The organism is Paraburkholderia sp. PGU19 (assembly GCF_013426915.1).
In the GTDB taxonomy this organism is placed as follows: domain Bacteria; phylum Pseudomonadota; class Gammaproteobacteria; order Burkholderiales; family Burkholderiaceae; genus Paraburkholderia.
In genome coordinates, this window is record NZ_AP023179.1 from 1,142,246 (window position 1) to 1,160,745 (window position 18,500).

13 protein-coding genes and 1 tRNA gene are annotated in these 18,500 nt (G+C 61.5%); 8 read left to right on the top strand and 6 right to left on the bottom strand.

The window, feature by feature from the left end; all coding sequences use genetic code 11:
- Positions 1 to 71: 71 nt before the first annotated feature.
- The 7 genes from pstS to phoR all read left to right on the top strand — a co-directional run bounded on the left by pstS (position 72) and on the right by phoR (position 6,949).
- The gene (pstS, locus tag H1204_RS05245) at positions 72 to 1,103 is read left to right on the top strand and encodes a phosphate ABC transporter substrate-binding protein PstS (protein ID WP_180730227.1); all 1,032 of its coding nucleotides are present in this window, start codon (positions 72 to 74) and stop codon (positions 1,101 to 1,103) included.
- Positions 1,104 to 1,257: 154 nt separating this feature from the next.
- A complete protein-coding gene (gene pstC, locus H1204_RS05250) occupies positions 1,258 to 2,256 on the top strand; it encodes a phosphate ABC transporter permease PstC (RefSeq protein ID WP_180730230.1) in 999 nt (332 codons plus the stop codon).
- A complete protein-coding gene (gene pstA, locus H1204_RS05255) occupies positions 2,253 to 3,149 on the top strand; it encodes a phosphate ABC transporter permease PstA (RefSeq protein ID WP_180730232.1) in 897 nt (298 codons plus the stop codon). Before pstC ends, pstA begins: the two co-directional genes overlap by 4 nt.
- A gap of 15 nt (positions 3,150 to 3,164) precedes the next feature.
- Positions 3,165 to 4,013 (top strand): phosphate ABC transporter ATP-binding protein PstB, encoded by an 849-nt coding sequence (gene pstB, locus H1204_RS05260; protein WP_180730234.1) that lies wholly within the window; start codon positions 3,165 to 3,167, stop codon positions 4,011 to 4,013.
- Between the two features lie 31 nt (positions 4,014 to 4,044).
- Complete coding sequence (gene phoU, locus H1204_RS05265; RefSeq protein ID WP_180730236.1) at positions 4,045 to 4,749, top strand: phosphate signaling complex protein PhoU; 705 nt, start codon at positions 4,045 to 4,047, stop codon at positions 4,747 to 4,749.
- Positions 4,750 to 4,831: 82 nt separating this feature from the next.
- On the top strand, positions 4,832 to 5,533 hold the full coding sequence (gene phoB / locus H1204_RS05270; RefSeq protein WP_006051991.1) for a phosphate regulon transcriptional regulator PhoB: 702 nt from the start codon (positions 4,832 to 4,834) through the stop codon (positions 5,531 to 5,533).
- Between the two features lie 102 nt (positions 5,534 to 5,635).
- Positions 5,636 to 6,949, top strand: a complete 1,314-nt coding sequence (gene phoR, locus H1204_RS05275; RefSeq protein ID WP_180730238.1) for a phosphate regulon sensor histidine kinase PhoR — start codon at positions 5,636 to 5,638, stop codon at positions 6,947 to 6,949.
- An 862-nt stretch (positions 6,950 to 7,811) separates the two neighbouring features.
- Here the strand turns inward: phoR and H1204_RS05280 are convergent.
- Positions 7,812 to 11,237, bottom strand: a complete 3,426-nt coding sequence (locus tag H1204_RS05280; protein WP_180730239.1) for an ESPR-type extended signal peptide-containing protein — start codon at positions 11,235 to 11,237, stop codon at positions 7,812 to 7,814.
- A gap of 369 nt (positions 11,238 to 11,606) precedes the next feature.
- Complete coding sequence (gene ppk1, locus H1204_RS05285; protein ID WP_180730241.1) at positions 11,607 to 13,670, bottom strand: polyphosphate kinase 1; 2,064 nt, start codon at positions 13,668 to 13,670, stop codon at positions 11,607 to 11,609.
- Positions 13,671 to 13,945: 275 nt separating this feature from the next.
- On the opposite strand from ppk1, the gene ppx reads away from it, so the two are divergent.
- Positions 13,946 to 15,457: an exopolyphosphatase gene (ppx, locus tag H1204_RS05290; protein WP_180730243.1), complete on the top strand. Its 1,512-nt coding sequence runs from the start codon at positions 13,946 to 13,948 to the stop codon at positions 15,455 to 15,457.
- A gap of 814 nt (positions 15,458 to 16,271) precedes the next feature.
- Here the strand turns inward: ppx and H1204_RS05295 are convergent.
- The 4 genes from H1204_RS05295 to H1204_RS05310 all read right to left on the bottom strand — a co-directional run bounded on the left by H1204_RS05295 (position 16,272) and on the right by H1204_RS05310 (position 18,225).
- The gene (locus tag H1204_RS05295; RefSeq protein ID WP_180730244.1) at positions 16,272 to 17,087 is read right to left on the bottom strand and encodes a GNAT family N-acyltransferase; all 816 of its coding nucleotides are present in this window, start codon (positions 17,085 to 17,087) and stop codon (positions 16,272 to 16,274) included.
- A gap of 165 nt (positions 17,088 to 17,252) precedes the next feature.
- Positions 17,253 to 17,711, bottom strand: a complete 459-nt coding sequence (locus H1204_RS05300; RefSeq protein WP_180730246.1) for a histidine phosphatase family protein — start codon at positions 17,709 to 17,711, stop codon at positions 17,253 to 17,255.
- A gap of 217 nt (positions 17,712 to 17,928) precedes the next feature.
- Positions 17,929 to 18,005, bottom strand: a tRNA-Pro gene (locus tag H1204_RS05305).
- A gap of 61 nt (positions 18,006 to 18,066) precedes the next feature.
- Positions 18,067 to 18,225, bottom strand: a complete 159-nt coding sequence (locus H1204_RS05310) for a DUF3309 family protein (RefSeq protein WP_042306980.1) — start codon at positions 18,223 to 18,225, stop codon at positions 18,067 to 18,069.
- Positions 18,226 to 18,500: the final 275 nt, after the last annotated feature.

Sequence of the window (18,500 nt, forward strand, 5' to 3'; positions counted from 1 at the left end):
TCATGTGACTGTCACAATTGGCCACTATTCTTCGCGGTGTCGTTGCACACGCTCACAACCACGGAGAAAACATGAAACTGATGCAAACCGCGTTCGCTGGCATGGCTGGCGCTCTCTTCGCGATCGCAGCGCAAGCCGCCGATATCACCGGCGCGGGCAGCACCTTTGCAGCACCGATCTACACGAAGTGGGCAGATGCTTACCAGAAGACGGGCGGCGGCAAGGTCAACTATCAGGGCATCGGCTCGTCGGGCGGCGTCAAGCAGATCGTCGCGAAGACGGTTGATTTCGCGGGCTCGGACGCGCCGCTGAAGGATGACGAACTGGCGAAGGAAGGCCTGTTCCAGTTCCCGACGGTCGTCGGCGGCGTGGTGCCCGTGATCAACGTGCCGGGCGTCAAGGCTGGCGAAATCACGCTGTCGGGCGAAGTGCTCGGCGACATCTATCTCGGCAAGGTCAAGAAGTGGAACGACCCGGCTATCGCCGCGCTGAACCCGAAGGTCAAGCTGCCGGATACGGACATCGCCGTGGTTCGCCGCGCTGACGGTTCGGGCACGAGCTTCATCTGGACGAACTACCTGTCGAAGGTCAACCCCGAGTGGAAGTCGAAGATCGGTGAAGGTTCGACGGTCAACTGGCCGACGGGTACGGGCGGCAAGGGTAACGACGGTGTCGCAGCCTTCGTGCAGCGTCTGCCGGGCGCAATCGGCTACGTCGAGTGGGCGTACGCGAAGCAAAACCACATGACCTACGTCGACCTGAAGAACTCGTCGGGCACGGTGGTCGAGCCGAAGACGGAAACGTTCAAGGCAGCGGCAGCTGGCGCTGACTGGTCGAAGTCGTTCTACCAGATCCTGACGAACGAGCCGGGCAAGAACGCATGGCCGATCGTCGGCGCGACATTCGTACTGCTGCACACGACGCAGGACAAGGGCCCGCAAGGCGCGGAAACGCTGAAGTTCTTCGACTGGGCGTTCAAGAACGGCAGCCAGGCTGCAAACGACCTGGACTACATCACGCTGCCGGAATCGGTCGTGTCGGAAATCAAGACGCAGTGGAAGGCAAAGGTCAAGGACGCATCGGGTAAGGCGCTCGCCGAGTAATCCTCGACTTGCAGAAACAGCAGCAAGCACCGCGCGCATGACAGCTGGATGATGCGCGCGGGCCGGCCGCCCGGCTTCGATGAAGCCCGGCGGCCATCGTTCTGGCCGTCTGGCATACGCCATGCGGCAACCGGAAACAGGTTTATCAGCTCCCATGTCCGACCTCCCTCTCACTTCTGGTTCGGCCCGGTCGACTCCGCCCGGTAGCACGACGCAGAAAGCGCCCAGCCGCGCGGGCGATGTCATTTTCGGCGGCATTGCACGGCTTTCCGCCATCGTCACGCTACTGCTGCTCGGCGGCATTATCGTGTCGCTGATCGTCGCTTCGCTGCCGACGATCCAGAAATTCGGCCTCGCCTTCCTGTGGACGGCCGACTGGGATCCACCTTCCGAGCAGTTCGGCGCGCTGGTGCCCATCTACGGCACGATTGCGACGTCGATCATTGCGCTCATCATCGCGGTGCCTGTGAGCTTCGGCATCGCGCTCTTTCTGACCGAACTCTCGCCAGCATGGCTGCGCCGTCCGCTCGGCATCGCGATCGAGCTGCTCGCCGCGATTCCGTCGATCGTCTACGGTATGTGGGGCCTGCTCGTGTTCGCGCCGATCTTCGCGCAGTATTTCGAAAAGCCGCTCGGCACGCTGCTCGGCGGCATGCCGATCATCGGCGCGCTCTTCAAGGGTCCGCCCATCGGCATCGGCATTCTGTGCGCGGGCGTGATTCTCGCGATCATGATCATTCCGTACATCGCCTCGGTGATGCGCGACGTGTTCGAAGTTACGCCCGTGCTGCTGAAGGAATCGGCGTACGGCATCGGCTGCACGACCTGGGAAGTGATGTGGAAGATCGTTCTTCCTTTCACGAAGACGGGTGTGATCGGCGGCGTGATGCTCGGCCTTGGCCGCGCGCTCGGCGAGACGATGGCCGTTACGTTCGTGATCGGCAATACGAACCTGCTCGACAACGTGTCGCTGTTCTCCCCGGGTAACAGCATCACGTCGGCGCTCGCGAACGAATTCGCGGAAGCCGCACCCGGTCTGCATACGGCCGCGCTGATGGAACTCGGCCTGATCCTGTTTGTGATTACCTTCATCGTGCTGGCGATTTCGAAGATCATGCTGCTTCGCCTCGAGAAAGGGGAGGGCGCGAAATGAGCCAGTCCTCGATGAACATGCCGGGCACCACCGACGTCGCAGCGCTCGAAGCGATGCGCACCCGGCTCCAAAAGCGCCGCAAGATTACCAATGCGATCGCCCTGACGATGTCGCTCGGGGCAATGGCATTCGGCCTGCTCTGGCTGGTGTGGATTCTCTACACGACGCTGCGTCTGGGCATCGGCGGTCTGTCGGTCGAGCTGTTCACGCAGTCGACACCGCCGCCCAACACCGACGGCGGCGGTCTCGCGAACGCGATCGTCGGCAGCCTGATGCTGGTCGTGATCGCGACGTTCGTCGGCACGCCGATCGGCATCATGGCGGGCGTGTATCTCGCCGAGTACGGCCAGAAGGGCTGGCTCGCGAGCGTCACGCGTTTCATTAACGACATTCTGCTCTCGGCGCCGTCGATCGTCGTCGGTCTGTTTGTGTACGCGCTCGTGGTTGCCAAGATGGGCCACTTCAGCGGTTGGGCCGGTGTGATCTCGCTCGCGCTGCTGCAGATTCCCATCGTGATCCGCACGACGGAAAACATGCTGAAGCTCGTGCCGAACGCGCTGCGCGAAGCGGCTTTCGCGCTTGGCACGCCGAAGTGGAAGATGGTGCTGTCGATTACGCTGAAGGCGTCGGTGGCGGGCATCGTGACGGGCGTGTTGCTGGCCATCGCGCGTATTGCCGGTGAAACGGCGCCGCTGCTCTTCACGGCGCTGTCCAATCAGTTCTTCACGCTGGACATGAATCAACCGGTTGCGAACCTGCCGGTCACGATCTTCAAGTTCGCGATGAGCCCGTTTGCGCAGTGGCAATCGCTCGCGTGGGCTGGCGTCTTCCTGATCACGCTCGGAGTGTTGGGACTCAACATTCTCGCGCGTACGATCTTCTCGAAAAAGTAAGGGCGGAGCGATCCGATGAACATGGCAGAAACTCACCTGAATCCCGTCGAACGCCCGGCGGCACCCGCCGGTTTCGACCCGGCGCAGAGCGGTCAGGCGGCAGCGCCCTCGCGCCCGAAGATCGAAGTCAACAACCTGAACTTCTTCTACAACAAGTATCACGCGCTGAAGAACATCAACCTGCGGATTCCCGAGGGCAAGGTGACCGCGTTCATCGGCCCGTCGGGTTGCGGCAAGTCGACGCTGCTGCGCACGTTCAACAAGATGTACGCGCTCTATCCGGAGCAGCGCGCCGAAGGCGAAATCCTGATGGACGGCGAAAACCTGCTCACGACGAAGCGCGACATTTCGCTGCTGCGCGCGCGCATCGGCATGGTGTTCCAGAAGCCGACGCCGTTCCCGATGTCGATCTACGACAACATCGCATTCGGCGTGAAGATGTTCGAAACGCTGTCGCGTTCCGAGATGGACGATCGCGTCGAATGGGCGCTGACCAAGGCGGCGTTGTGGAACGAAGTGAAGGACAAGCTCGGCCAGAGCGGCTACGGTCTGTCGGGCGGCCAGCAGCAGCGTCTGTGTATCGCGCGCGGCATTGCGATCCGTCCGGAAGTGCTGCTGCTCGACGAACCGTGCTCGGCGCTCGACCCGATTTCGACGGGGCGCATCGAAGAACTGATCGCCGAACTGAAGAGTGACTATACGGTGGTGATCGTTACGCACAACATGCAGCAGGCGGCGCGTTGTTCGGACTACACTGCGTATATGTACCTGGGTGAGCTGATCGAGTTCGGTGATACCGAAAAGATCTTCATCAAGCCGGTCCGCAAGGAAACGGAAGACTACATCACGGGCCGTTTCGGCTAAGCGCTGAGCGCACGAGCTTAGGGAGTACGACATGTCCGACAAACACCTGTCCAGCCAGTTCGACGCCGATCTGAACGCCGTGTCTTCGAAGGTGCTCGAAATGGGCGGCCTCGTCGAGGCGCAGATCGTCGCTGCGATGAATGCGCTGAACGAATTCGATGTTGGCATCGCCGATCAGGTGATCGCCGCCGAAGAGCGTCTGAACCAGATGGAAGTCGAGATCGACGAAGAGTGCAGCAACATCATCGCGCGGCGTCAGCCGACGGCGCGCGACCTGCGCCTCGTGATGGCGATCTCGAAGACCATCACCAACCTCGAGCGCGCCGGCGACGAAGCCGAGAAGATCGCCAAGCGCACCAAGCGACTGTCCGAAGACGGCGCATCGCGCACGATCAACATCGCCGAGATCAAGCTGTCGGGCGATATGGCCGTGAGCATCCTGCGCCGCGCGCTCGATGCATTCGCGCGCCTCGACACGGTGGCCGCCGCGCAGATCGTGCGCGACGACAAGGCGATCGACGAGGAATTCCGCGCGTTCGTGCGCAAGCTGATTTCGTACATGACGGAAGATCCGCGCCTGATCTCCGTCGGGCTCGATTTCCTGTTCATCGCGAAGGCGATCGAGCGGATCGGCGATCACTCGAAGAACATCGCCGAGTTCATCATTTACGTGGTGAAGGGCACGGACGTGCGCCACATGGGCCGCGACGCGCTCGAACGCGAGGCGCTCAGCTGAGTGCTGAGTTGATTCGTGAGCGGATGCGTTTATCCGCTCACGCGAACCGTTTTCATCGCATTTCGTTTATCAAGAGGCGCCGATGCCCAGCAGTATTCTCGTTATCGAAGATGAACCCGCTATTTCCGAGCTGATCTCGGTCAACTTGCAACACGCGGGCCATTGTCCGATTCGTGCGTACAACGCCGAACAGGCGCAGAACCTGATCAGCGATGTGCTTCCCGATCTCGTGCTGCTCGACTGGATGCTGCCGGGCAAATCGGGTATTGCGTTCGCGCGCGACCTGCGCAACAACGAGCGCACCAAGCACATTCCGATCATCATGCTGACGGCGCGCGGCGACGAGCAGGACAAGGTGCTGGGCCTCGAAATCGGCGCCGACGACTACGTGACGAAGCCGTTCTCGCCGAAGGAACTGATGGCGCGCATCAAGGCGGTGCTGCGCCGCCGCGCGCCGCAGCTGACGGAAGACGTGGTTGCGATCAACGGGCTTAAGCTGGACCCGGCCACGCATCGCGTCGCGGCGCATGCGGAAGGCAGCGAGATCAAGCTCGATCTGGGTCCGACGGAATTCCGTCTGCTGCACTTCTTCATGACGCACCCGGAGCGTGTCCACAGCCGCACGCAATTGCTCGATCAGGTGTGGGGCGACCATGTGTTCGTCGAAGAGCGCACGGTCGACGTGCACATCAAGCGTCTGCGCGCCGCGCTCAAGCCGGCCGGCTGCGATGCGATGATCGAGACGGTGCGGGGCAGCGGGTATCGCCTGGCCAAGAGCGCATAAGGTAAACTGATTGAAAAACACGAAGCGCGCTGCGGGATGTCATCGCAGCGCGCTTTGTTGTCTCTGTAGTCTTCAGATTTGTCTTCAAGGTTGCAGGAACACATGAACATCATCTGGGCGCGCTCCCTGGTATCGCTTGTGCTCCTCGCTGTGCTATGCGTGGCAGTCGCTGTTTTCGTCAGCACCAAGGCGGCGTTGACGCTCGCCGTGCTCGCGCTGCTCGCGCAAGGCATTTTCAGCACGTTTCACAAGCAGCGCTTGTGGCGTCTGCTCGACGCGCCTGTGTATGGCGAGGTGCCGAGCGCGCCGGGCATCTGGGGCGAAATCTACTACCGGCTGCACAAGCTCGCGAAGCGCTGGCACGCGCAGGTGCGCCAGGTCGAGCAGCAGCACTCGCGCTTCATTCAGGCGATCCAGGCGTCGCCGAACGGTGTTGCGATGCTCGACGATCACGATCAGATCGAGTGGTGCAACGCGATCTCCGAAGAGCACTTCGGCCTCGATGCGAAACGCGATCTGCGCCAGCACATCACGCATCTCGTGCGTCATCCCGACTTCGTCCGCTACCTGAACTCGCATCACTATGAAGAGATGCTGATCATGCGCGGGATGGGCGACAAGCGGCAGAACGTGATTTCCGTGCAGGTGTTTCCGTACGGCGAGAATCGCAAGCTGGTGTTGTCGCAGGACATTACGGAGCTCGAACGCACCGACGCGATGCGCCGCGATTTTGTCGCGAATGTATCGCACGAGCTTAAGACGCCGTTGACCGTGTTGTCCGGTTTCCTCGAAACGATGCGTGAGTTGCCGCTCGACGAGAGCGAGCGCGTGCGGTATCTGGATCTGATGATGCAGCAGGCGCAGCGGATGCAGCATATCGTCAGTGATTTGCTGGTGCTCGCGACGTTGGAAGGCGATAACAAGCCGCCGAGCAGCCAGATGGTCGATATGCGTGCAGTGGTGCGGCATTTGCAGGACGATGCGCAGAGTCTTTCTGGCGGATGTCACCGGATTTCGTTCGATGCCGACGAGGCGCTTACTGTGACGGGCGTCGAGACTGAGATACTCAGCGCGTTTGGCAATCTCGTTACGAATGCGATTCGGTATACGCCTGACGGCGGGTCGATTAGTGTGAGCTGGCATGCTCAGAGTGGGCAGGCCACGTTTTGTGTGACCGATAGCGGGCTCGGGATTCCTGCTGCGGATATTCCACGGTTGACTGAGCGGTTTTATCGCGTTGATCGGAGTCGGTCCAGGGATACCGGGGGCACCGGGCTTGGGCTGGCTATCGTCAAGCATGTGCTGCAGCGGCATGATGCGCAGCTCGAGGTTAAGAGCGAGGAAGGGCGGGGGAGTGTGTTCACCGTGCGGTTTCCTGTGGCGCGGACTGCGCGGTTGCAGTCGACTGCGGCGTAAGGGTTTGGTTTTTGCGTTTTGTCTGTGACGCTGTTTGGTTTTTTTTGGATTTTCGCTGGCATCCGCGTTTTGTTAGCTTGCTTCACGCGTTGCCCCTGTGCGGGGCGGCACCTACTTTTCTTTGCCGCCGCAAAGAAAAGTAGGCAAAAGAAAGCGGCTAACACCGCCAGTTCTTCTGCCTGCCTGAGGGCCCCCAACCGGGCCTTACGCTTCACACGGCAATCACGTGACCCACGTTCGTTGCCAGCGCTCTTGCGGTGCGCCTCACCCGCTTCGCGCGCCCGCGTCGTCACATGCCGGCCCAGACAATCTACGGCCGCCCAGGTGGCAAACTGTGTGTAGGCCGTAGCGCCACACACGCCTCACTCCGGACCGATAGCGCAGGCGTTCCACCCTGTAAGAGCGTCAGGCTATACGCCGCGACAACCTACACACAGTTTGCCACCTGGGCGGCGCAAACCATTCGCTGCCGCTAGCCCTTGTGTGGGTGTTTGAAGTGGGTGAGGCGTTCATTCGAAGCGTTGGCAACACACGCGAACAAGGACGTTGGCGTGTGAAGCGTAAGACCCTTTGGGGGCCCTCAGGCAAGAAGAAATGTTGGCGGTGTGAGCCGCTTTCTTTTGCCTACTTTTCTTTGCGGCGGCAAAGAAAAGTAGGTGCCGCCCCGCACAGGGGCGACGCGTGAAGCAAGCTAACAAATCGCGGATGCCAGCGAAATTCCAAAAAAACCCGAAAAGCGTCGCAGACAGAAAACCGCGCCCAACAACAAAAAAAGCCCAGCTCGCTGTCACCAGCAAACCGGGCTTCATACTACCGGAACATCAGCGCCTGAAACCTCCAGCGCTCATCCGACGCATTCGGATCAGAACTCATACCCAACCTGAGCGCGAACCCCTGCATCGCCCGTCGACGTCACCGACACTGCGCCATTGACCAGCCACTTGCTATTCCGCGAGCGATAGGTCGCGCCGACACCCAGCGCCGCGCCGCTCTTATACGAGCCGGCACCTGCGGCGACAACCGTGTTGCCTGGCTGCGAAGGCGTCATGTTCGGCATGCCGCTGCCCATCGTCACGCTGCTGTAGCTGACGGAATCGTCTGCGTTGCTGTCGTAGGTGACGGCCGCTTTCGCCGCACCGTCCGTGCCGACGAGACCCGTCGCCTTCAGTTGTGCGACGTTGACGGCATCCGTATCGGCCGTACCCGCCGCCACGTTCGTGATCTGCCGTTCGGCGCCTGCCGAGCCTACGGAAACCGAGTTTGCACGGTTAGCAACCGAGTTCGAGCCGAGTGCGACCGAGTTGGCGGCCGTTGCCACGGCAGCGCCGCCGATCGCCACCGATTCGCTACCCATCGCCTGCGAGTCCGCCAGCATCGAGTTCGTGTGGAAGTACTTGATGCCCATTCCGCCGCCGGTGATGTCGCTCAACGCGGTGTTGATGCTGCTGATGTCCGACGCGTTCTGCGTGGTGCGGGCGTCGATACTGGTGATTGCGCCGGCGATGCCGTTCATCGTCGTGCCGCCGATCACATAGCTCGGTGCCGAGATCGAGCCGTCGCTATTGACCGTCGAGCCGCCGCCGATCGCGTTTGCCGTCGAGTTCGCCAGGCTGTAAAGCTGCGAGCCGTTGACGGCGTCGACGCTCGATGCGCTCACGTCGCCAGCGAGTACGCCCGTCAGTTTGCGCGCGCCCGCTGTGCCGGCGAAGTCGACGATCGTGCCGTCGGTGGTCTTTGCGACCGTGATGTTGCGAGTCGTTGCGTCTTGCTGAACGAGGCCGAATTCGCCGTTGTTGATCGACGTCGTCAGGTTGGTGACATCGTTCGCCAGTTGCGTGGTGCGCGCATCGATATTGGTGACTGCGCCGCCGATGCTGTTGACCGTCGCGCCGCCGATCACGTAGCTCGGTGCCGAGATCGAGCCGTCGCTGTTGACCGTCGAGCCGCCGCCGATCGCGCTAGCCGTCGAACTCGCAAGGTTGAAGAGTTGCGAGCCGTTGACTGCGTCGACGCTCGATGCGCTCACATTGCCAGCGAGTACGCCCGTCAGCTTGCGCGCGCCAGCCGTGCCGGCGAAGTCGACGATCGTGCCGTCGGTGGTTTTCGCGACAGTGATGTTGCGGGTCGTGTCGTCCTGTTGGACGAGGCCGAGTTCGCCGCTGTTGATCGCCGTGGTCAAGTTGGTGATATCGCTCGACATTTGCGTGGTGCGGGCGTCGAGATTGGTGACGTCGCTGGCGATTTGCGTGGTGCGCGCATCGATGGTGGTGATGTCGTTCGAGTTCTGCGTGGTGCGCGCATCAATGGTGGTGATGTCGTTCGAGTTCTGCGTGGTACGCGCATCGATGTTGGTGATCGCGCCGGCGATGCTGTTCATCGTCGTGCCGCCGATCACGTAGCTGGGTGCTGAGATCGAGCCGTCGCTGTTGACGGTCGAGCCGCCGCCGATCGCGCTGGCCGTCGAGTTCGCCAGGCTGTAAAGCTGCGAGCCGTTGACTGCATCGGCGCTCGATGCGCTTACGTCGCCAGCGAGCACGCCCGTCAGCTTGCGTGCGCCGGCAGTGCCGGTGAAGTCGACGATCGTGCCGTCCGTGGCCTTCGCGACGGTGATGTTGCGGGTCGTATCGTCCTGTTGGACGAGGCCGAGTTCGCCGCTGTTGATCGCCGTGGTCAGGTTGGTGATATCACTCGAATTCTGCGTAGTGCGCGCGTCGATATTGGTGATACTGCTCGCGTTCTGTGTGGTGCGTGCGTCGATGTTGCTGATCGCGCCAGCCACGTTGTTGATGGTGCTTCCACCCACTACATGCGTCGGGTTCGTGATCGCACCCGTTGTCGAGTTGTAGGTCGAGCCGCCGCCTAGCGCTGCCGCTGTCGCCGCGCCCTGTGCGTTGACCTTCGCAGCTTCTGACTGCAACTGGCTCACGTTCACCGCGTCCGTCGCTGCGGAAACGGCCGCCACGTTTGTGACGCGCCGTTCCTTGCCCGCCGAACCGACCGACACTTCGCCGTTGGCCGCCGACGCCGTGCCCGACAGCGTGCCCGAGCCGGGGTTGTATCCGGCTGCGCCCAGATTCGCCGTCGTGGTCGAATTCGCGCCCAGTGCTACCGAGTTGGATGCCGTTGCGGTCGCGTTAAAGCCCAGAGCGACCACGTTGGCAGCCGCTGCCGTGGCTTGGTTGCCAATCGCCAGAGCATTTGTGGCATTCAAAGACCGGCTCAATCGCCCAATCGATATCGCAGAGTCTGAGTTTGCGTCAGATTTCGACTGGGTGCCGATCGCGATGGCGTCAGAAGCGGAGGCGGTCGACTTTGCTCCCATAACGAACGTGTTTTGTTGCGCAGCGCTCGTGTTGTAGCCGATAGCAGTAGCATACAGACCCGCGGCGTTTGCACCGGGGCCAATTGCTGTTGACAATGAACCGGACGATTGCGCATTTAGTCCGAATGCTTGCGAACTGCCGCCGCTTGCCGTCGCACCGCTTCCGATCGCAATGGTAAATCCATTCGACGCCTGCGCGGACGGTCCGACTGCGACCGAACCATTTCCCGATGCCAGCGAGTCCGGCGCCGTCGAATTCGTGTGGAAGTATTTGATGCCAGCGCCACCGTTGGTGATATTGTTGACCTTCGCATCTACCGACATCAGCTGGCTCAGGTTCACAGCATCGGTCGGATTCAGACCTGCAGCCACGTTCGTAATGCGACGCTCGGCGCCCGCCTGACCAATCGACACTTCCCCCGCTGCTGTCGCTGCCGAAATTGCCGTGCCGCCAACGGGCGCAAAACCAGCCGTACCGAGCGTGGTCGAGTTCGCCACCGAGTTCGCGCCCAGCGCCACCGAATTAGCCGTCGCCGCCGTCGCGCCGGCGCCTACCGCCGTCGACATCGAGCCTGCGTAGCTCGCCCCGCCCACGGCAACGCCGCCGTCCGTCGCGCTGGCCGAGTCACCCACGGCGACCGTTCCGTCAACGTTCGGCGTTGCGCCGGAGAGATTGTTTGCAGAAGCGTTTTGGCCAATCGCCACGGCCGCCTTGCCGCCTGCGGCGTTCGTCGTTTGAGCGCCGCTGCCGTACGCGATGTCAGCAGCGATTCCGCCGAGCGTCGAGCCACCGTCCAGCGCCCCTGCGTGCGCCGCACCCGCCACGCCGCCGAGCGTCAGCAGCGTTGCGCAGGTCAGCGCACGCATGCCGCTGCGGGCCGATTTGCCCTTGGCCCTGGCGGTTTCGGCTGCGGCGATAAACGTACCCGTCTTTGCGCACCAAACGTTTCGGTAAGTCTTGTTCATGGAAAACTCGTCAGCAAATAAATTTAGGATAACGATCTATAATTTTGAGATTTGCGAACAAAGCGATGCCGCACATGCGTGCATGAATCTGCTGCTATCTCGATAGCCGTGAATGTCGAGTGCTCGTGGGTTTTCGGGGTGTTCCGCGAACCAGCAACGAGTTCGTTTCGATGTCTCTTAATTTATTTGAGATGAGTCTTTGCTTTAATGAGACAACTCTTAATTTGGTGAGGCGGGTCGGGTGTCTTGGAATTTGCCGGGTGTGCTGTATTTGTCTGATTTTTTGACGAAACGCAGCGTGAATTCCCCAAAAAAAACACCACAGCGTCGTCACCGACGTCTGGGGTGTCTGTATTCGGAAGAGGGGGATTAGGAGCAGAACTTCGTCAGCAAGCTCATCTGCGCATTGCGCGACGATTTCCCCGGCCTGCGCCGGCGATAGTGCCCATCGCTCTGCATCAGCCACGCGGCCTGGTTGTCACCGAGAAACGCCGACAGTCCTTCCGCAATCACGCGGCGCTTCAACCGCCGGTTGTTGATCGGAAACGCGACTTCGACGCGGCGGAAGAAATTGCGATCCATCCAGTCCGCGCTCGACAGATAAACCTGCTCGCGGCCGTTGTCATGGAAATAGAAGATGCGGTGATGCTCGAGGAACCGCCCGACGATCGAGCGCACGGTAATGTTCTCCGACAGCCCCTCGACGCCCGGCTGCAACGCGCACACGCCGCGCACGATCAGATCGATCTTCACGCCCGCCTGCGACGCCTCGTACAGTTCCGCAATAACGGTCGGTTCGAGCAGAGCATTCATCTTCGCGACGATCCGCGCGCGCTTGCCCGCACGCGCATGCTCTGCCTCCGCACGAATCGCGTCGACGATCCGCGGATGCAACGTGAACGGCGACTGCCAAAACTCGTGCAACGGCAACTCGCCGCCGATCCCCGTCAATTGCTGGAACACGTGATGCACGTCTTCGCAGATCTTCTGGTCGGCCGTCATCAGGCCGAAGTCGGTATAAAGGCGGGCCGTGCGCGGATGATAGTTACCCGTGCCCAAGTGCGCGTAGCGCTTCAGGATCGATTTACCGCCTTCCGACACGCGGCGCACGATCAGCATCATCTTGGCGTGGCACTTGTGGCCGACCACGCCGTACACGACATGCGCGCCGACGGCTTCCAGTTGCGACGCCCAGTTGATGTTCGTCTCTTCGTCGAAGCGCGCGAGCAGTTCGACGACGACCGTCACTTCCTTGCCGTTGCGCGCGGCCTGCATCAGCGCGTCCATCAGCGGCGAATCGGTGCCCGTGCGATAAATGGTCTGCTTGATCGCAACGACGTTCGGATCCTTCGCCGCCTGCAGCAGCAATTCGAGCACCGGTTGAAAACTCTCGTACGGATGATGCAGCAGCACGTCGCCCTGATCGATCACGTCGAACAGACTCGTGCTGTTGGCGATCTGCGGCGGCGTCGCGGGAATGTGCGGAACGAACTTCAGATCGGGCCGGTCGACCATCTCAGGCAACTGCATCAGCCGCACGAGGTTCACCGGGCCATCGACGAAGTAGCAATCCTTCTGCGACAGACCGCTTTCGTCGAGCAGGCGCCGCATCAGATGCGCGGGCGTTCCCGCCGACATCTCGAGCCGCACCGCATTGCCGAGATGCCGCGCGGGCAGTTCGCCCTGCAGCGCGACGCGCAGGTTCGTGATTTCGTCTTCGTCGACGAACAGCTCGCTGTTGCGCGTGATGCGGAACTGGTTGCAACTGCGCACGGCGAGATTCGGAAACAGCTCACCGACAAACCGTTGCAGCAGCGAACTGAGCAGGACGAAGCCATGCGGATAGCCGGACAGGTCCTGCGGCATGCGCACGAGACGCGGCAGTGCGCGCGGCGCCTGCACGATGCCCATCACGGCCTGACGGCCGAACGCATCCTTGCCTTCCAGTTCGACGACGAAGTTCAGGCTCTTGTTCAGCACGCGCGGGAACGGATGCGCGGGGTCGAGGCCGATCGGCGTCAGGACGGGCAGCAGTTCATTGACGAAGTAGTCGCGCGCCCATTGCGTCTGCGCCTCGTTCCACGCTTCCGTGCCGTGAAAATAGATGCCTTCGTCTTCCAGCGCGGGCAGCACGGTGTCCTGCAGCATCGTGTACTGTCGATGCACGAGCTTCTGCGCGCGTTCGACGACGAGATCGTAGCAATGCTGCAGCGACATGCCATCGGGCGACAGCGCGCCGGGGTTGTCGCGCATCTGTTCCTGAAGACCGGCCATGCGGACTTCGAAGAATTCGTCGAGATTGCTGCTCGTGATGCAGATGAAGCGTAAGCGTTCGAGTAGCGGAACAGCAGGGTCAGCGGCCTGTGCGAGCACGCGTTCGTTGAACCCCAGAATGCCCAGCTCGCGGTTCAGAAGAGGATAGCGGTTGGACATCGGTGGTGAGAATGAAATGTCGGGAGGTGACTCGAAGGGACGCTCGGAAATTCTCACAGTATGATGACAGTTGCATGAAATGACTTTTGTCATGATTTTACGCTTTTGCCGCGTCGTGTCGTAAATATGACGCAGCCATGTGTGACGATATCGCTCGACAATGGCGGAGGTGACAGCGTAATGACGACTACGCTTAAAATGGCGCTTTTGAACAACGCGCCAACGAAGGCTCCCCGCATGGGGCTTTCCCCGCGCGCACAAGGTCCTCACACCCGATGGTCAATACTCCGCCACTCCTTGCCGCCGTCGATCTCGGCTCGAACAGTTTCCGTCTGATCGTTGGTCGCGTCGAGGAAACCGAGGCGGGCAGCCAGATCTACCAGGTCGACGCGCTGCGCGAACCCGTGCGGCTCGGCGCGGGCCTGTCGCGCGAAAAAATGCTCGACCGTGCTTCGCAGGAACGGGGTTGGGATGCGCTGAAACGCTTCGGCGAACGTCTGCGCGATTTCCATCCCGATCATGTGCGCGCGGTCGCCACCAACACGCTGCGCGTCGCGAAGAACGCCCAGGAATTTCTCGGCGAAGCGGAAGCGGCGCTCGGCTTCCCGATCGAAGTGATCGCGGGCCGCGAAGAAGCGCGCCTTATTTATGCCGGCGCCGCGCATTCGGTCCCGGCGAGCGCGGGCAAGCGGCTCGTCGTCGATATCGGCGGTGGCTCGACGGAGTTCATCATCGGCTCGCACTACACGCCGATTCGAATGGAAAGCCTGTATATCGGCTGCGTGAGTCACAGCCGCCAGTTCTTTCCGGCGGGCAATGTCGACGAATACACGATGCGCCAGGCCGAACTCGCGGCTTCGCGCGAAATCCAGATCATTTCGGCCGACTACAGGGCCGAGGGTTGGGACCAGGGCATCGGCTCGTCGGGCACGGCGCGCGCGCTGGCCGAACTGGTGGAAGCGAACGGCTTCAATGATCCAGGCATCACGCACGGTATTTCGCGCGGTGGCCTCGAGCGTTTGAAGCGTGCGCTGATCAAGGCGGAGAACGTCAACCGGCTGAAGCTCGTGGCGCTGAAACCGGACCGTGTGCCCGTGCTGGCGGGCGGCCTGTCGATCATGATCGCCGTGTTCGACGAACTCGGCGTCGAATACGTCGACACGACGGACGGCGCGCTTCGGCTTGGCGTGCTGTATGACCTGCTGGGACGTTCGCAGCATCAGGACATGCGTACGGTCACGGTTGAAGGCTTCATGCGGCGCTATGGCGTGGATCGCGAGCAGGCGGCGCGTATTGGCGAACTCGCGGTGCGGTTCTATGACCAGTTCGAAGAACCTGATGCCGAGGTGCGCGAAGAGAACCGCATGTTCCTGGGCTGGGCGGCGGCGTTGCATGAGATCGGGCTGTCGATTTCGCACAGTGCGTATCACAAGCATTCGGCTTATATCGCGAGCAATGCGGATATGCCGGGTTTTTCGCGTACCGATCAGGCGCGGCTTGCGGCGCTCGTCGTGGGGCATGCCGGTAAGCTCGGCAAGCTTGCGCAGACGCGGGATATCGAGTGGAATTTGCTGTTCTGTCTGCGGCTTGCGGCGCTGTTTTGCAGGCGGCGTGCGGATACTGGGTTGCCTGAGATTACTGTCGCTGAGGCGAATGGCGGGTATGAAGTGCGACTGCCTCAGTCGTGGGTTGCGAATAACCCGCTGACGGACTACAGCCTCATTCAGGAGGCGGCTGAGTGGGAGAAGATTCGGACGCCGTATCGCGTGGTGTACACGGAGGATTGAGGTTTTTTTGTCTGCGACGCTCTGGGCGTGTTTTTGCGTTTGCGCTGGCATTCGCGTTTTGCCTTTTCGCTGGCATCCGCGATTTGTTAGCTTGCTTCAAGCGTCGCCCCTGTGCGGGGCGGCACCTACTTTTCTTTGCCGCCGCAAAGAAAAGTAGGCAAAAGAAAGCGGCTAACACCGCCAGTTCTTGTTCTTGCCTGAGGGCCCCCAACGGGTCTTACGCTTCACACGGCAATCACGTGACCCACATTCGTTGCCAACGCTTTTGCGGTGCTCATCACCCGCTTCACGCATCCGCGTCGCCGCACGCGTGCCAGATATTCAACCGCCGCCCAAGTGGCAAACTGTGTGTAGGCCGTAGTGCCTCGCACGCCTCACTTCGGACCGATAGCGCACACGTTCCGCCCTGTAAGAGTTCCAAGCTATACGACGCGACAACCTACACACAGTTTGCCACCTGGGCGGCACATACCATTCGCTGTCGCCAGCCCGTGCGCGGGTGCTTGAAGCGGGTGAGGCGTTCATTCAGCGCGTTGGCAACATGCGCGAACAAGGACGTTGCCGTGTGAGGTGTGGGACCGCTTGGGGGCCCTCAGGCAAGAACAAGGATTGGCGGTGTTAGCCGCTTTCTTTTGCCCTACTTTTCTTTGCGGCGGCAAAGAAAAGTAGGTGCCGCCCCGCACAGGGGCGGCGCGTGAAGCACGCTAACGAATCGCGGATGCCGGCGCAAAGGCAAAAACACCAAACGGCAACGCCTACGCCGCAAAGGCAAAACCTAAACCAGGACCCCGACGAGAAAACCCAAGAAAATCACTTACCTCGGCAACGCGTCCCCAAGAAAGTGCCGCGCATACCGCGCATTGATTTCCGAGAGCCGGAACAATGTCAGATAGTCAGCGGTGTTGAAATCAGGATCCCACGCCGGCGCCCCGCAAATCTTCGCGCCAAGCCGCAGATAACCCTTAATGAGCGGCGGCGGCGCGACCTTCGCGCCAGTCTTCAGCTCATCGACGGGGAGGGGCGTATGCGGAAACGCGCGATACTCAGGCGTGGTCAGCGCATCGTCCTGCAGCGACGCATACAGGTTGGCCGCGTAGTGGCCGCCATCCGCCATCGCGACACTCGCGCAGCCGAGCATGGTCTCATACCCGTTGTGCTGCATATAAGAGCCAAGACCGGCCCACAACGACATGATCACCGACCCGCTGCGATAGTCAGCATGCACACACGAGCGCCCCACCTCGACCATCTTCGAGCGCAGATGCGTGAGCCGCGACACATCGAATTCGCTCTCGGCATACAGCCGGCCGATACGCGCTGCCTGGTGCGGCGGCAGCACGCGATACGTGCCGACCACCTTGAGCGTGTCCAGATCGCGAACGATCAGGTGATCGCAATAAGCGTCGAACGCATCGACGTCGAGGCCGGCCGGGCCGGACAGGCGCGCGCCCATTTCCTCGGCGAAGACGCGGTAACGCAGACGCTGCGCTTCACGAAGCTCCTCGTCGGTGCGCGCCCACGACACTTGCAGACGATGCTGGGCGGTGACCGTTTCTTCCGTGCGCGGCAGACGGCGACGCGGCTCGAGGATCGATGCGAAGGGCAGGGTAGGCGTCGGCAGTTCTCGCATGTGGCGTTCCTGGTCGAAAATGTGAAATTCGCTTCGACGCCAATGTAGTAACGGCGGGTGACGCTCACGTGGCAACGTCGTGACGATTCGATGACGTGTCGTAAGCCAGACGCTTTCGCAGCGCCTGCAATCCTTGCTTCGCGTTGCCCGGCTATGCGGCGTGGATCAGATGAGATCCGGGCTGATCGCCGCGCGCAGCATGGCCTGTTCGCCATTGCTGCGCGAGCGGCTCTCGATCCACCACACCGCCGATTTCTTGACCGACCAGCTCGCGCCGCTATCGGCGAGCAGACGCGCGATGACATGACCGAGTGTCGGCTGATGGCCGACGATCACGACCGTCGGCGCGATGCCGTCGGGCCAGCCGGCGGCCGTGAGAATCGCTTCGACGCTCGCGTCCGGCGCAATCTCGCGTACGACGCGGTATTGGTCCGTCAGCGATTCGGCCGTCTGTACGGTGCGCGCGGCGGGACTGGCGAGGATCACGGCGTCGTCCGGAAGGCGCGCGCGCAGCCATTTAGCGGACGCCTGCGCCTGCTTGCGGCCGCGCGGCGTCAGCTGACGGGCGAGATCGGTCGAGGCGGTGTCTTCAGCCTCGGCGTGACGCCAGAGGATCAGGTTCATGGCGGTGTCTCCGTTTTTCTGTCGGCAGGTGAGTTTCGACAACTATGGACAGCGCGGGGCGAGTTCTGCTGCTTTGGTTTGAATGAATGCGCGCGTGTTTCGGCAGTGTAGGCGGCGCTCGCAGGATTTTTCGCGTTATTCGCGTGAAATCGGCGCGCAAAAAGCAAAAACCCGCGACACCAGGATAAGTGTCACGGGTTTCTTTACGGCATGTTGGTGGTCGGAGCGATAGGATTCGAACCTACGACCCTCTGATCCCAAATCAGATGCGCTACCAGGCTGCGCTACGCTCCGACGCGAGCCCGAGATTCTATCTGCATTAAGGACGACAAGTCAAACCCTCGCGTCAAAAAAGTCATAACTGGCCCATCAGCAGCAACACGATCACCACGATCAGCACGATGCCGACGAGCCCGGTCGGGCGATAGCCCCATTCGCGGCTGTACGGCCAGCTTGGAAGGGCGCCGATCAAAAGCAGGATCACCACGATCAGCAGAATGGTTCCGAGGGTCATGTTATCTCTCCTTATATGGCCGGGCCACAAATGGAGACCGCGTAGGCGCGTACAGGCAGCGACCGTGCGCGCGCGGGCGGCCGGAGTGTCGAGCGCGCGGAATGCGCGCTCTATGCGTTACAGATGAGCAAACCATGTGCCCGGCATGAGGCGGTGCCGCGGGGCAAAAAGGACGGGAGATAGCGCGTGCTCGGGAATCCGGACGCGCAAATGAGGATGTCGCGCGTCGAGGCCAAACCGACGCGTGAACCGGACGAAAATTCAGGCGGTCACAA